This is a genomic window from Actinomadura sp. NPDC000600, from assembly GCF_040492135.1.
Classification (GTDB): Bacteria; Actinomycetota; Actinomycetes; order Streptosporangiales; family Streptosporangiaceae; genus Spirillospora.
Window position 1 is genome coordinate 24309 of the sequence record NZ_JBEUPD010000014.1, and the last position, 14900, is coordinate 39208.

Annotated in this window: 9 protein-coding genes; 7 read left to right on the plus strand and 2 right to left on the minus strand. The window is 75.5% G+C overall.

The features are described 5' to 3' along the window. The first annotated feature begins 58 nt into the window (after positions 1–58). Together ABWI07_RS21060 and ABWI07_RS21065 are read left to right on the plus strand one after the other, a co-directional pair. Entirely contained in the window at positions 59–622 is a 564-nt protein-coding gene (locus ABWI07_RS21060) for a TetR/AcrR family transcriptional regulator (protein ID WP_149263840.1), read from the plus strand. 9 nt (positions 623–631) lie between these two features. Next, a complete protein-coding gene (locus tag ABWI07_RS21065; RefSeq protein WP_353819560.1) occupies positions 632–1417 on the plus strand; it encodes an MBL fold metallo-hydrolase in 786 nt (261 codons plus the stop codon). Here the strand turns inward: ABWI07_RS21065 and recD2 are convergent. Further along, positions 1408–3639 carry an SF1B family DNA helicase RecD2 gene (gene recD2 / locus ABWI07_RS21070; protein WP_502912841.1) on the minus strand — a complete coding sequence of 744 codons (2232 nt, stop codon included), beginning with the start codon at positions 3637–3639 and terminating at the stop codon, positions 1408–1410. The two genes, ABWI07_RS21065 and recD2, sit on opposite strands and share 10 nt — an antisense overlap. 135 nt (positions 3640–3774) lie before the next feature. Between recD2 and ABWI07_RS21075 the strand changes: the two genes are divergently transcribed. Continuing rightward, positions 3775–5919 (plus strand): M28 family peptidase, encoded by a 2145-nt coding sequence (locus ABWI07_RS21075; protein WP_353819562.1) that lies wholly within the window; start codon positions 3775–3777, stop codon positions 5917–5919. Here the strand turns inward: ABWI07_RS21075 and mtnA are convergent. Beyond that, positions 5903–6961: an S-methyl-5-thioribose-1-phosphate isomerase gene (gene mtnA, locus ABWI07_RS21080; RefSeq protein ID WP_149263835.1), complete on the minus strand. Its 1059-nt coding sequence runs from the start codon at positions 6959–6961 to the stop codon at positions 5903–5905. The genes ABWI07_RS21075 and mtnA overlap by 17 nt on opposite strands. A gap of 146 nt (positions 6962–7107) precedes the next feature. On the opposite strand from mtnA, the gene imuA' reads away from it, so the two are divergent. The 4 genes from imuA' to ABWI07_RS21100 all read left to right on the plus strand — a co-directional run bounded on the left by imuA' (position 7108) and on the right by ABWI07_RS21100 (position 14881). Further along, entirely contained in the window at positions 7108–7893 is a 786-nt protein-coding gene (gene imuA' / locus ABWI07_RS21085) for a DnaE2-dependent mutagenesis accessory factor ImuA' (RefSeq protein ID WP_353819563.1), read from the plus strand. Continuing rightward, the gene (locus ABWI07_RS21090) at positions 7890–9413 is read left to right on the plus strand and encodes a DNA polymerase Y family protein (protein ID WP_353819564.1); all 1524 of its coding nucleotides are present in this window, start codon (positions 7890–7892) and stop codon (positions 9411–9413) included. The genes imuA' and ABWI07_RS21090 overlap by 4 nt, the downstream gene beginning before the upstream one ends. A gap of 45 nt (positions 9414–9458) precedes the next feature. After that, positions 9459–12728: an error-prone DNA polymerase gene (locus ABWI07_RS21095; protein ID WP_353819565.1), complete on the plus strand. Its 3270-nt coding sequence runs from the start codon at positions 9459–9461 to the stop codon at positions 12726–12728. Between the two features lie 128 nt (positions 12729–12856). After that, positions 12857–14881 (plus strand): protein kinase domain-containing protein, encoded by a 2025-nt coding sequence (locus tag ABWI07_RS21100; protein ID WP_353819566.1) that lies wholly within the window; start codon positions 12857–12859, stop codon positions 14879–14881. Positions 14882–14900 lie beyond the last annotated feature (19 nt).

The window sequence follows — 14900 nt, forward strand, 5'->3', positions numbered from 1 at the left end:
GCGGATCCGTCCCGGCGCCGACTTGTAATCTATAGACCAGTCGGTCTATTTTGGGGTCATGACACCTCGGGGCGAGACGCGCGAGCGCGTCCTGCGGACGGCGGCGGAGCTGTTCCAGCGGCAGGGCTACCACGGCACCGGGCTCAACCAGGTCCTCGCGGAGAGCGGGGCGCCCAAGGGCTCGCTGTACTTCCACTTCCCGGACGGCAAGGAGCAGCTCGCGGCCGAGTCGGTGGCGCGGTCCGGCCGCGCGGTGGGCGAGGCGCTCGCCGAGGCCCTCGTCGCGGCGCCGGACGGGCGCGCCGGGCTGGCCGCCCTCGGCGACCACTTCGCGCGCGCCCTGCTGGAGTCCGGCTTCACCAAGGGGTGCCCGGTCGCGACGGTGGCGCTGGAGACGGCCGCCGAGAGCGAGGCCATCCGAGCCGCCTGCGACGCCGTCTACGCCGAATGGCAGCGGGGCATCGCGGCGGCCCTGCGCGGATGGGGCGTGCCGGAGGAGCGCGCCGATCCGCTGGCGGAGCTCGTCCTGTCGTCGGTGCAGGGCGCCGTCATGCTCGCCCGCGTCCGGCGCGACGTGTCCGTCATCCACGAGGTCACCCGCCGGCTCGGCGACCTGGTCTAAGGAGCATCAATGCGCGTTCACCATCTCGACTGCGCTCCCATGCGGGAGATCGAACCGGCCGACGGGCCGGAGAGCCCGATGCGGCCGGCGCGGGCCACGGGCCATGTGCTGCTGGTGGAGACCGACTCGGCCGGGCTCGTGCTCGTGGACGCCGGGATCGGGCTCGGCGACATCGAGCGGCCGTCCGAGCGGCTGCTGGACGACTGGGTGGAGATGGCGGGGCCGACGCTCGATCCGTCCGCGACGGCCGTCCGGCAGATCGAAGGGCTCGGGTACTCGGCCGCCGACGTCCGGCACGTCGTCCCGACGCACCTGCACCGCGACCACGCGGGCGGGCTCAGCGACTTCCCGGACGCGGCGGTGCACCTGTTCGAGGCGGAGCTGGCGGACGGCGGCAAGACCCCGGCGCAGCTCGCCCACGGCCCGAAGTGGGTCGCCTACGACGGCGGCGGAGGCGGGACCTGGCACGGCTTCGAGGGCGTCCGGTCGCTGGAGGGCGTGCCCGACGACATCCTGCTGGTCCCGCTCGGCGGCCACACGCCGGGGCATGCCGGCGTGGCCGTCCGCGACGGCGACCGCTGGCTGCTGCACGCGGGCGACGCGTACATGTACCACGGGGAGGTCGACCGCCCAGAGCCGGTCGTGCATCCGCTGATGGAGCTCGTCCAGATGAGCGGCGAGGTCGACCGGGAGCTGCGGCTCGCGAACGTGGCGCGGCTGCGGGAGCTGGCGCACGGCGGCGAGGTCGAGGTGTTCTGCGCCCACGACCCCTGGGAACTGGCCCGCTACCGCTGACCCAGGCGGTGGGCCAGGGCGGTGTGGCGGCGGCCGGCGCCGGCGGTGCGGACGGCGGCGGCCAGGGCGCGGCGCGACCCGACGAGGACCACGAGCTTCTTGGCCCGGGTGATGCCGGTGTAGAGGAGGTTGCGGCGCAGCATCATCCACGCGCCGGTGGTGAGCGGGATGACGACGGCCGGGTACTCGCTGCCCTGGGACCGGTGGATCGTGATCGCGTACGCGTGGGCGAGCTCGTCCAGCTCGTCGAAGGCGTAGTCGACGCTCTCGTCCTCGTCGGTCACCACGGTCAGGGACTGGTCCTCCAGGGAGACGGACGACACGACGCCGACGGTGCCGTTGAAGACGCCGGCCTCGCCCTTGTCGTAGTTGTTGCGCAGCTGGGTGACCTTGTCGCCGACGCGGAAGACCCGGCCGCCGTAGCGGCGTTCGGGGCGGGCCTCGTCGTGCGGGGTCAGCTTCTCCTGGAGCAGTGAGTTCAGCGTGCCGGCCCCGGCGGCGCCCCGGTGCATCGGGGTGAGGACCTGGACGTCGCGGCGCGGGTCGAGGCCGAACCTGCGCGGGATGCGGTTCGCGACGACGTCCACCGTCAGCTCGGCGGCCTCGTCCTGCTCCTCGCAGGGGAACAGGAAGAAGTCGGGGTAGCCGCGGGTGTGGGGGTGGTCGCCGGAGTTGACGCGGTGCGCGTTGACGACGATGCCCGACTGCTGCGCCTGCCGGAAGATCCTGGTGAGCCGGACGCGCGGGACGGCCTCGGCGCCGAGCAGGTCGGCCAGCACCTCGCCCGCGCCGACGGACGGGAGCTGGTCGACGTCCCCGACGAGCAGCAGGTGCGCGCCGCGCGGGATGGCCTTCACCAGCTTGTTGGCCAGGATCAGGTCGACCATGGAGCACTCGTCGACGACGACGAGGTCGGCGTCGAGGGGGTTGTCCTGGTCGTACTTGGGGTCGCCGCCCGGCTGGAGCTGGAGCAGCCGGTGCACGGTCGCGGCCTCGTGCCCGGTCAGCTCCGCGAGCCGCTTGGCCGCCCGGCCCGTCGGCGCCACCAGGACGATCTTGGCGTGCTTGGCGGCGGCCAGCTCCACCACCGAGCGGACGGTGAAGCTCTTGCCGCAGCCGGGGCCGCCGGTCAGCACCGCGAGCTTGGAGGTGAGCGCCAGCTTGACGGCGTCCTCCTGCTCGGGGGCGAGCGCCTGGCCGGTGCGCTGCCTGAGCCACGGGAGCGCCTTGTCCCAGTCGACGTCGGCGAACGCCTTGAGGCGGTCGGCCGGGGCGTCGAGCAGCTCCAGCAGGCCGCGGGCCAGGGAGCGTTCGGCGCGGTGGAACGGGACGAGGTACACGGCTGGGATCGTCGCGGCGTCCTCCCCCTCCCCGGGGATCGGCTCCCGGACGACGCCCTCCTCGCGCGCCAGCTCCTCCAGCGCCGGGACGACCAGCTCCCGCCCGACGCCGAGGATCTTCTCGGCCGCCGTGACGAGGTTGGGCTCGGGCAGGAAGCAGTGCCCGTCGTCGGCGGCCTCCGACAGCGTGTACTGCAGGCCCGCCTTGATCCGCTCGGGGCTGTCGTGGGGGATGCCGACGGCCTGCGCGATCGTGTCGGCGGTCTTGAACCCGATCCCCCACACGTCCGACGCGAGCTGGTAGGGCCGCTTGCGGACGGTGTCGATCGAGGCGTCCCCGTACTGCTTGTAGATGCGGACGGCGAGGGAGGTGGAGACGCCGACGCCCTGGAGGAAGACCATGACCTCCTTGATGGCCTTCTGCTCCTGCCAGGCGTCCCCGATCCGCTTGGTGCGCTTGGGGCCGAGGCCCTGGACCTCGACGAGGCGCTCCGGCTCCTCCTCGATGACGCGCAGGATGTCGGTGCCGAAGTGCGAGACCATCCGGTCGGCCATCACCGGGCCGATGCCCTTGATCATCCCGGAGCCGAGGTAGCGGCGGATGCCCTGGATCGTCGCCGGCAGGACGGTCGTGTAGGAGTCGACCTCGAACTGCTTGCCGTACTTGGGATGGGAACGCCAGCGCCCGACCAGGCGCAGGCTCTCCCCCACCTGCGCGCCGAGCAGCGCGCCCACGACGGTGAGCAGGTCGGGCCCGCTCTTGGCGGTCGCGACGCGCGCGACGGTGTACCCGGTGTCCTCGTTCGCGTAGGTGATCCGCTCCAGCACCGCCTCCAGCTCCGCCGGACGCGGCGTGGCGGGTGGGTTCGGGGAGGTCGGCACGACAACCATGATGACCGATCGGCCCGGGGGGATGGCCGGATCCGGCAGACGTTCTGGATCTTCCACTGATCGCGACATACGTTCCGGGCGCACCCGCACAAACACCCATACAACGCGTACTGGGAGGTATCGCCGGTGTTTCGCTCCCGAACCCGGGCACTGGCCGCGGTCGGCGGCCCCGCTCCGTCTCTTGTCTCGGCCCTGTCCCTCGTCGTGGCGCTCGCGGCCGCGGCCCCGGCCGCGGCCTCGCCCCCCGCTGGGAACGACGCGATCGCGGGTTTCACCGCGCAGAGCGCCCAATGGCAGCGCCGGTACGAGCGGCTGCTGTCGGCCGTCCCGTCGGCGCGTGAGGCCCGCGCGCTGGACGCCGAGCTGGCGGCCGAGCCCGCGCTGGCCACCACGACCGGTGACCGGCGCCGCGTCGACCGCATCGTCGCCCGCCTCCGGTCGTACGGCCTGAAACCCGAGGTCAGGACGTACTACGCCTACCTGTCCATGCCGAAGCGCGTGAAGGTCGAGATGACCGCGCCGCGGCGCCTGGCGCTGCCGGTCAAGGAGAGGCCGCGCCCCTGGCAGAAGCACTACGACGAGGTCGTCCCCGCCCACAACGGCATGTCGCCGTCCGGGGACGTGCGGGGCGAGGTCGTCTACGCCAACTACGGCCGCCCCGAGGACTTCGAGCTGCTCGCGAAGAACGGCGTCTCGGTCAAGGGGAAGATCGTCCTCGCCCGGTACGGGGCGGTGTTCCGCGGCATCAAGCCGCGCGAGGCCGCCAGGCGCGGCGCGAAGGGCGTGCTCATCTACTCCGACCCCGCCGACGACGGGTTCACGCGGGGCCCGGTGTACCCGGAGGGGCCGTGGCGCGCCCCCGACGGCATCCAGCGCGGCAGCGTCGCGCAGATCCAGCTCGCGGCCGGGGACCCGCAGACGCCCGGCTGGCCGTCGGTGAAGGGCGCGCGCCGCATCCCGCCCTCGGAGTCCCCGATGCTCAAGGGCCTCATCCCGACGGCGCCCATCTCCTACGGCGCGGCCGAACCGCTGCTGCGGGCGCTGAAGGGCAAGGAGGTCCCGAAGGAGTGGCAGGGCGGCCTTCCGTTCTCCTACCGGTTCGGACCGGGCGGGACGCGGGCGCACCTGGACCTGAAGAACACCTTCCAGGTGCGGCCGTTGTGGGACGTCATCGTGCGGATCCCCGGTAGCGAGCGTCCCGATCAGGAGGTCATGCTCGGCGCGCACCACGACTCGTGGGCGTACGGGAGCAGCGACAACCTGTCCGGCGTGGAGAACGTGCTCCAGGTTGGGCGTGCCCTGGGGACGCTGCTCAAGAAGGGGTGGCGTCCCAAGCGCACCGTCGTCCTCGCCACGTGGGACGGCGAGGAGTACGGGGTGTTCGGCTCCACCGAGTACGCAGAGCAGCGCGCGGGCCTGCTCCGCGACACCGTCGCCTATGTGAACATGGACGGCGCCGGAGGGTCGCGGTTCGGTGCGGCGGCGACGCCCGCCCTCGACCGGTCGGTGGTGGACGCCTCCAAGGAGGTGCGGTGGCCCGGCACGAACGGGACGCTGCACGAGGCGTGGAAGGCGCAGAACGGCGGCGAGACCCCGATCGACCGCATCGGCGGCGGCTCTGACTTCCAGCCGTTCTTCCAGCGGTATGGAGTGCCCGCCATGGACCTCGGGTCCGCGTCGCCGGGCTCGCCCGGGAACTACCACTGCTCCTGCGACGACTTCTACTGGACGGCGCACTTCGGCGACCCGTCGTGGGAGTACCACGCGGCGATGTCGCGGCTGGCCGGGATCGCGACGCTGCGGCTCGCCGACGCCGACGTGATCGCGATGCGGTACCGCCCGTACGCGGCGGAGACCGCCGGATACCTGGCCGGCTTCACCGCCGAGCAGCGCAAGCGGCTCGGGTCGGTCGTCGTGGACGTCTCGCGCGACATCGCGCAGGCCAGGGCCTGGCAGCGCGCGGCGGAGGCGCTGCAGGCGCGCGCGGACGAGGCGCTGCGCCGGGGCGACACGGCCGCGTTCCGGCGCCTCAACGACAAGATCATGCGGACCGAGCGGGATCTGCTGACGCGGGCCGGGCTGCCGGGCCGCCCCTGGTACCGGCACCAGATCTACGCGCCGGGGATCGACACCGGCTACGCGACGCAGCGGCTTCCCGGGCTGCACGACGCCCTGTTCGCCGACCGCGACGTCCGTGCCGCCAGGGCGCAGGAGGAGCGCCTGTTCGAGAGCCTGCGCGCCGCCACCCGCACCCTCACGCCCGAGGAGTGACCCCGGGGGCGGTCGCGGCCGCCCGCTGAGCGGGTGTGGCGCCCGCGGAGACCTCCAGCACGCCCGTCTCGGTGACCAGCGCGGTCACCAGGCGGGCGGGCGTGACGTCGAACGCGGGGTTGAACGCGCCCACCCGCTCCGGGGCGGTCCGCGCGCCGCCCCAGGCCAGGATCTCCTCGGCCTCGCGCTCCTCGATCGGCACGCCGGTCCCGTCGGGGAGCGCGAGGTCGACCGTGCTCCACGGCGCGGCGACCACCAGGGGTACCCCGGCCTCCCGGCAGGCCAGCGCCACGCCGACCGAGCCGATCTTGTTGGCGGTGTCGCCGTTGGCGGCGATCCGGTCGGCGCCGATGACCGCGACGTCCACCAGGCCGCGCAGGATCGTGCTCGGCGCGGCCCCGTCCGCCTGCACGACGCACGGGATGCCGGCCTGGTCGAGCTCCCACGCGGTGAGCCGCGCGCCCTGCAGGAGGGGGCGGGTCTCGTCCGCGTAGACGAGCTCGACGCGTCCCCGGTCGTGCAGTTCCCGGACGACGCCGAGGGCCGTCCCCCAGCCGGCGGTGGCGAGCGCCCCGGCGTTGCAGTGCGTCAGGACGCGCAGGGCCCGGTCCCCCGCCCGCGCGAGGATCCAGTCGGCGCCGTGCGCCCCGATGGCCCGGTTGCCGCGCACGTCCTCGTCGAGCAGGGCCTGGGCCTCGGCCGCCACCGCGCCGGCGCCCCGCGCCACGAACGGCAGCACCCGGTCGACGCCGGCGGCCAGGTTCACCGCCGTCGGGCGCGCCTCCCGGACGCGGGCGATCGCGGCGTCGCGCCGGGCGTCGTCCCAGCCCTCGCGCGCGGCCTGCGCCACGGCGACGGCGACGCCGAACGCGCCCGCCACGCCGAGCGCGGGGGCGCCCCGCACCACCAGCCGCCTGATGGCGTCCACGAGCGCGTCGACGTCGCGGACCGTGCGGAACTCGACCCGGCCGGGCAGGACGGTCTGGTCGAGCAGCCGCAGGGCGTCGCCCGTCCATTCGAGGGTCGGCACGTCGTTCGTCATGCCTCCATCATGTCCGAAATGCCGGGAGGCCCTGCCCCACCAGGCTTTCGGGCCCGCCCGGCTCCCCCGCGTGACCTGCGACAACTTGACAGAGGTCGAACTCGTGTTCGAAATTGATCCGGGAGGGTTCGAGAGGAGGAACGAGCGTGCCGGAGGCGGCCCTGCGGGATCTCGCGACGGCGCTGGAGGGCGCCAGAGCGGGGACGGCGCCGCACGCGACCGTGCCGGTCCTGCCCGCGCTGCGGACCGTGGTCCCCGGCGGCGGGCTGCGTCCCGGCTCGGCCGTCGGGCTCGACGGCCCCGGCGCCGCCTCCCTCGGCCTCGCGCTCGTCGCGGGCGTGTCCCGGCACGGCGGCGAGGACGGCGCCGGCGGCTGGTGCGGCGTCGTCGGCCTCCCCGGCTTCGGCGTGGCGGCCGCGGCGGGCATGGGCGCCGCGCCCGAGCGGCTCCTGCTCGTCGACGAGCCCGGCGACCGCTGGCCGGACGTGGTCGCCGCGCTGGCCGAGGCCGTCGACCTGGTCCTGCTGTGCCCGCCGGAGCGGCCCGGCGCCGCCGCGGTCCGCCGGCTGTCGGCGCTGGCCCGCAAGCACGGCTGCGTCCTCACGCTGACCGGGGCGTTCGCCCGCGACTGGCCCGGCACCCGGCTCCGCCTCCGCGTGGAGGACCCCGCCTGGGAGGGCCTGGCCGAGGGGCACGGCCGGCTCACCGGCCGCCGCGTCCAGGTGGTCGCCGAGGGCCGGGACGCCCCCGGCGCCGGCCGCCGCGCGAGTCTCTGGCTCCCCGCGCCCGACGGCACCGTCCGGCCGGTCGAGACGGCACGGCCGCCGCTGGAGCTGGTCCCCGGCTCCGTGGCCGCGGGCGCGCCCGTGCATCCGCGGCCGGCCGGCGCCCCGCCGTTCGTGCGGGCGGCGGTCGAGGAGGGGATCGCGTGACCAGGGTCCTCGTGGCGTGGTGCCCGGACTGGCCGGTCACCGCGGTCGGGATCGACGCGGCGACGCCGGGGGCCGTGGTCGTGCGGGGGCAGGTCGCGGCCTGCTCGGCGGCGGCGCGGGCCGAGGGCGTGCGGCGCGGGCAGCGGCTGCGGGACGCCCAGCGGCGGTGCCCCGGGCTGGTGGTGCGCGAGCGCGACCCCGACGCGGAGGGGCGCCGGTTCGAGGCGGTCGCGGAGGCGGTCGCGGAGCTGACGCCGCGCGTGGAGGTGGTGCGGCCGGGGCTGTGCGCGATCCCGGCGCGCGGCCCGGCCCGGTTCTACGGGGGCGAGGAGGCGCTGCGCGTCCTCGTGCAGGACACCGTCGTCGAGGCCGGGCACGACTGCGGGACGGGCGTCGCGGACGGCCTGTTCGCGGCCGAGCTGGCGGCGCGCGCGGGCCAGGGCGGCATCGTGGTGCCCGAGGGCGGCGCGGCGGCGTTCCTCGCGCCGTACCCGCTGTCGGTGCTCGACCGGCCGGAGCTGGCCGACCTGCTGCGGCGCCTCGGGATCAAGACCCTCGGCGACTTCGCGGCGCTGCCGTCCGGGCACGTCGCCGGCCGGTTCGGGGCCGACGGTGCGCTCGCGCACCGGCTGGCGCGGGGCGAGGAGCCGCGCCCGCTCGCGCCGGTCCGCGCCGCGGCCGACCTGTCGGTGCGCGCCGGCTTCGACCCGCCCGCCGAGCAGGCGGAGCGGGTCGTGTTCGCGGCGAAGCGGCTCGCGGGCGAGCTGCACGAGGGCCTCGCCGCGGCCGGGCTGGCGTGCGTCCGGCTGGAGGCCGCGGTCGGGTTCGCCGACGGGCACGTCCTGCGGCGGCTGTGGCGGCACGACGGGCTGTCGGCGCTGGCCGTGGCCGAGCGGGTCCGCTGGCAGCTGTCGGCCCACCGGCCGGCCGGGCAGGACGGGAGCGGCGAGGCAGTCTGGGGCGGCGTGACGTGGGTCGAGCTGGCGCCCGACCAGCTCGTCCCCGACCTCGGGCGGCAGGAGGGCCTCTGGGGGCGCACCACCGTCACCGACCGGATCGCGCGGGCCGCCGACCGGATCCAGGCGCTCCTCGGCCACCACGGCATCGCGCGGCCCGTGCTGGTGGGCGGGCGCGGGCCGGGCGAGCGGGTGGTCCGCGTCCCGGTCGGCGACCTGCCGCCCGCCGCAGCGCCGGAGGGGCCGTGGCCCGGGAGCGTGTCCGGGCCCGCGCCGGCGGTCGTCCCCGTCACCCCGGCGCCCGCCGAGCTGGCCGACGCGTCCGGCGCGGCGGTCGTGGTGTCGGCGCGGTGCGAGGTGTCCGCGCCGCCCGCGACGCTGTCCGTGCGCGGGCGCCCCGCCGCCGTGACCGGCTGGACGGGCCCGTGGCCCGCGGACGAGCGCTGGTGGGACCCGGCCGCCGCGCGCCGCCGCGCCCGGTTCCAGGTCACCACCGACGACGGCGCCGCCTACCTGCTCGCCGTCGAGGGCGGGCGCTGGCACGTCGAGGCCGTCTATGACTGAGGCGTCCATGACCGAGCCATCTGTGATCGAGGGGCGCTCCGGCTGATGGGATGGCACAACCCGCCGATCTCCTGGAAGGAGTTCGAGGGGCGGCTGTCGTGGCGGCCCGGCGAGCGGGCGCCCGAGCCGCCGCCGGAGCCGGCCGGCGTCCCCCGCCGCGCCGAGGGGGAGGTGCCGTGGGCGGAACTGCACGTCCACTCCTCGTTCAGCTTCCTGGACGGGGCGAGCGACCCCGGCGCGCTCGTCGCCGAGGCGGCGCGGCTCGGCGTGCGGGCGATGGCGGTCACCGATCACGACGGCATGTACGGGGCGGTGCAGTTCGCGCAGGCCGCGGCCGAGGCCGGGATCGGCACCGTGTTCGGCGCGGAGCTGGGCCTCGGCCTGACGGGGCCCCGCACCGGCGAACCCGACCCGGCGGGCCGGCACCTGCTGGTCCTCGCCCGGGGCGCCCCCGGCTACGCGCGGCTCTGCTCGGCGATCACGTCCGCGCAGCTCGCGGGCGGGCAGAAAGGCCGTCCCGTCTACGACGTCGACGCGCTGGCCGGTGCGCACGACGGCCACTGGGCCGTCCTCACCGGCTGCCGGAAGGGCCCGGTCCCGGCGGCGCTGGAGGCGGGCGGGCCGGACGCGGCGGAGCGGGAGCTGCGCGGGCTGGTCGGCATGTTCGGCCGCGAGAACGTGTTCGTCGAGCTGATCGACCACGACCAGCCCGACGACGACCTGCGCAACGACGCCCTGTTCGCGCTGGCGCGCCGGACCGGGGTGGACGTGGTGGCGTCCAACAACGTGCACTTCGCCGCGCCCGGCGCCGACGCGCGGCTGGCGCAGGCGATGGCCGCCGTCCGGGCCCGCCGCGGCCTGGACGACATGGTCGGCTGGCTTCCGGCGAGCGGCACCGCGCACCTGCGGAGCGGCGCGGAGATGGCGCGGCGGCTGGCGCGCTTCCCCGGCGTCCGGGAGCGGACGGTCGCGCTGGCCGAGGAGTGCCGGTTCGACTTCGACGTGGTCGCGCCCCGGCTGCCCGACTGGCCCGTCCCCGACGGGCACGACGAGGCGAGCTGGCTGCGGCGCCTGGTGAAGGAGGGCGCGCTCAAGCGGTACGGGCCGCCCGAGCGGGAGCGGGTCACCGGCGCGTACGAGCAGATCGCCCGGGAGCTGGACGTCATCGAGCAGCTCCGCTTCCCCGGCTACTTCCTGATCGTGCACGACATCGTCGAGTTCTGCCGGAGCAGGGGCATCCTGTGCCAGGGGCGGGGGTCGGCGGCCAACTCGGCGGTCTGCTACGCGCTCGGCATCACCGGGGTCGACGCCGTCCGGCACGGCCTGCTGTTCGAGCGGTTCCTGTCGCCCGGCCGCGACGGCCCGCCCGACATCGACCTCGACATCGAGCACCGGCGCCGCGAGGAGGCCATCCAGTACGTCTACGGCAAGTACGGGCGCGAGTGCACCGCGCAGGTCGCGAACGTCATCAGCTACCGCCCGCGCATGGCCGTCCGGGACGCGGCCCGCGCGCTCGGCTTCTCCCCCGGCCAGCAGGACGCGTGGTCGAAGAGCATCGACCCCCGCGATCCGGTCGGGTCCGAGACCGACATCCCGGCGCCGGTGATGGACCTCGCCGAGCGGATGCTGAAACTCCCCCGCCACCTCGGCATCCACTCCGGCGGCATGGTCATCGCAGACCGGCCCGTCGGGGAGATCTGCCCGATCGAGTGGGCGACGATGCCGGGCCGCAGCGTCCTGCAGTGGGACAAGGACGACTGCGCGGCGGCGGGCCTGGTCAAGTTCGACCTGCTCGGCCTCGGGATGCTCGCGGCGCTGCACGACTGCTTCGACCTGGTGGCCGAGCACCACGGGCGCCGCTACGACCTCCAGTCGATCCCGCCGGACGACCCCGAGGTCTACGACATGCTGTGCGACGCCGACACGGTCGGGGTGTTCCAGGTCGAGTCGCGGGCGCAGATGGCGACGCTGCCCCGCCTCAAGCCCCGCGAGTTCTACGACCTGGTCGTGGAGGTCGCGCTGATCAGGCCGGGGCCGATCCAGGGCGGGTCCGTGCACCCCTACCTGCGGCGGCGCAAGGGCCTGGAACCCGCCGAGTGCCCGCACCCGCTGATGGAGCCGGCCCTGTCCCGGACGCTCGGCGTCCCGCTGTTCCAGGAGCAGATGATGCAGCTCGCCGTCGACTGCGCGGGCTTCACCCCGGCCGAGTCCGACCAGCTCAGGCAGGCGATGGGCGCCAAGCGCGCACCCGAGCGCGTCGAGCGGCTGAAGCGGCGGCTGCTGGACGGGATGGCCGAGCGCGGCATCCCGGCCCCCGTCGCGGAGAGCGTGTACGAGAAGATCCTCGGCTTCACCGGGTTCGGGTTCCCCGAGTCGCACGCGCAGAGCTTCGCCCATCTGGTGTACGCGAGCGCCTGGCTGAAGCGCCACCACCCCGCCGCCTTCACCGCCGCCCTCGTGCGCAACCAGCCGATGGGGTTCTACAGCCCGCAGAGCCTCCTGGCCGACGCCAGGCGGCACGGCGTCGTCGTCCGGGGCGTGGACGTCAACGCCAGCGGCGTCCACCCGGCCCTGGAGGAGCCCGTCGAGGTCGACTCCGGCCATCCCCACGCGCCCGCCGCGCCGCAGCCCGCGATCCGGCTGGGGCTGGCGGGCATCCGCAACCTCGGGGACGACACCGCCGAGGCCATCGCGGCGGGCCGCCCCTACACGGACATGGAGGACCTCGCCCGCCGCGTGCCGCTGTCGGCGGGCGCGCTGGAGGCGCTCGCCACCGCGGGCGCGTTCGACCGGTTCGGCCTGTCGCGGCGCGAGGCGCTCTGGGCGGCGGGCGCGCTGGCGGGCTCCGGGCCCGGACGGCTGGAAGGCGTCACGCCGGGCGCGGCGGCCCCCGCCCTGCCGGCGATGACGCCGATCGAGGAGACCCTCGCCGACCTGTGGGCGACCGGCGTCTCCCACACCCATCCGGTCGCGCACGTCCGGGACGCGCTGGACGAGCTCGGCGCCCTGTCGTCGGCGCGCCTCGCCGAGACGCCCGGCGAGACCAACGTCGTCGTCGCGGGGCTCGTCACCCACCGGCAGCGCCCGCCGACGGCCGGCGGCATCGTGTTCATGACACTGGAGGACGAGACCGGCATCATCAACGTGGTGTGCCCGCCGCAGGTGTTCCAGCGGTTCCGCGGCCTCGCGGTCGACTCGCAGGCGCTGCTGGTCAGCGGCCGTCTGGAGCGCGCCGACGGGGTCGCCAACGTGCGCGCGACGCGGTTGCGGCGGCTCCCGGTGCCCGGCCGGGTCCGGGCCCGCAACTTCCACTGAAACGAGATCGGGGCGCCCGCGCTAGAACCTCACCGCGTCCTCTGACATCGTATGGAGGCGTTGGGGCCGCGTGCCGCCGTGGGGCGGTCGCCAAGACGTGGCTCCATGGGGGCGGAAGGTGAGACTCCATGGACGCGACCACCCTGGGTGAGCTGCGCCCGGACGACCCCACCCGGATCGGCCGGTACCGGATCGAGGCCAAGATCGGCGAGGGCGGCATGGGCGCCGTCTACCTCGGCCGCGATCCCGACGGCCGCGCGGTGGCGGTCAAGGTCGTCCGGGCCGAGCTGGCGGGCGACCGGACGTTCCTCGCGCGCTTCCACGACGAGGCCGCCAACGCGCAGCGCGTCGCGTCGTTCTGCACGGCGCAGGTCCTGGAGCACGGCGAGGACCTCGGCCTGGCCTACATGGTCACCGAGTACATCGACGGGCCCTCGCTGCTCCAGCACGTCAGCGCGAAGGGCGCGCTCTCGCCGGGGATGCTGCACGGCGTCGCGGTCGGGGTCGCCGCCGCGCTCGTCGCCATCCACAGCGCCGGCCTCGTGCACCGCGACCTCAAGCCCAGCAACGTACTGCTGTCCATCTCCGGCCCGCGGGTGATCGACTTCGGCATCGCCCGCGCGCTGGACATGGCCTCCTCCCACACCCGGACCGGGCAGGTCGTCGGCACGCCCGGCTGGATCGCGCCCGAGCAGATCACCACGCAGGAGGTCACCCCGGCCGTGGACGTGTTCGCCTGGGGCTGCCTGGTGGCGTACGCCGCCAGCGGGCGCAACCCGTTCGGGCAGGGCTCGTTCCAGATCATGGCGGCCCGCGCCGTGCACGCCGACCCCGAGGTCGGCGACCTGCCGCCGTCGCTGTCCGGGCTCGTCCGCGCGGCGCTGCGCAAGGACCCCGCGCAGCGGCCGACCGCCCGCGACCTGCTGCTGGCGCTGGTCGGCGGGTCCGGCGAGGCCGCCGTGACGACCGAGCTGGGCGAGGCGTGGACGTCCCCGCCTCCCGCCGGACCGGTGGCCTCGCCCGCCGGACCGCCGACCCCGGCCGCCGGAGGACCGAGTGCGCCGTTCCCGGGCGGGCCGGGGGCCACGTTCCAGGACGTCCCGGCCCGGCGGCCGGAGCCGGAGCCGCGCACCGAGCCCGTGTACGAGCGCCGCACCGACCCGCCCACCATGCGGGAGCTGCCGGAGCATCCGGTCGCGCGCCGGGGAGCGTCCCGGCGCACCGTGCTCGCCGCGTCGGCCGCTGCGGGGCTGCTGGTCGCCGGGATCGCGGGCGCCGTCTACCTCGTCGGCCGGCCGTCCGGCGGCGCGCGGAACGCGGGGGCCGCCGCGGCGGCCCTCCCGACCTCGCCGATGTTCGTCCGGATCGACACGGCGCCCGGGTGGCCGAAGACCTGCAACGCCGACATCGGCGTCTACAGGCCCGGCGACCCGTCCGCGAAGACGCTGGTCCGCGGGCCGAGCTGCGACATCCTCCCCGAGCGGTCACCGGACGGCAGGCGCGTCGCGTTCACCAGGATGGACGACCGGAGCGCCGACGCGTGGACGATGAACGCCGACGGGTCCGGCGCCCGGAAGGTGACCGGCATCGTGCGCGGCACCCGCGTCGCGTGGTCGCCCGACGGCACCCGCCTGGCCTACATGGGCGTGAAGGACGGCGTCCGGCAGATCTTCTCCCTCCCGCTGGGCGGCGGCCCGGCCACCCAGCTGACCACCGACGACTCGGTCAAGGACGACCCGATGTGGTCGGCCAAGGGCAAGCTCGTGTTCTGGAGCAAGCGCGACAGCGACGTGGAGCAGCTCTACACGATGGACGCCGATCGCCCCGGCGGCGCCTGGACGCGGCTCACCCGCGACGGCGAGCGCGCCGTCGACCCGGAATGGTCCCCCGACGGCTCCAAGATCGCCTACGTGCGGGGCCCGGCCACCGCGAGCGACATCTGGGTGATGAACGCCGACGGATCCGGCGCGCACGCGCTGACGTCCGGGACCGACCGCGACATGGACCCGGCGTGGTCGCCCGACGGCCGGTGGCTCGCCTACGTGCGCGGCGACGTCGCCGACCCGGTGATCCACGCCGTCCGCGCGGACGGCTCCGCCGACCGCGTCCTCACGCCCCAGGGCGCGGTGATCGGCCACCCGAACTGGTCGTGAGAGCGGGCCCGGTGCTCGG

Bases quoted from the DNA above. Each gene is read 5' to 3' on its own strand.
- ABWI07_RS21060 (WP_149263840.1), top strand. From the start codon at position 59: ATGACACCTCGGGGCGAGACGCGCGAGCGCGTCCTGCGGACGGCGGCG.
- ABWI07_RS21065 (WP_353819560.1), top strand. From the start codon at position 632: ATGCGCGTTCACCATCTCGACTGCGCTCCCATGCGGGAGATCGAACCG.
- mtnA (WP_149263835.1), bottom strand. From the start codon at position 6,961: ATGACGAACGACGTGCCGACCCTCGAATGGACGGGCGACGCCCTGCGG.
- ABWI07_RS21095 (WP_353819565.1), top strand. From the start codon at position 9,459: ATGGGATGGCACAACCCGCCGATCTCCTGGAAGGAGTTCGAGGGGCGG.
- ABWI07_RS21100 (WP_353819566.1), top strand. From the start codon at position 12,857: ATGGACGCGACCACCCTGGGTGAGCTGCGCCCGGACGACCCCACCCGG.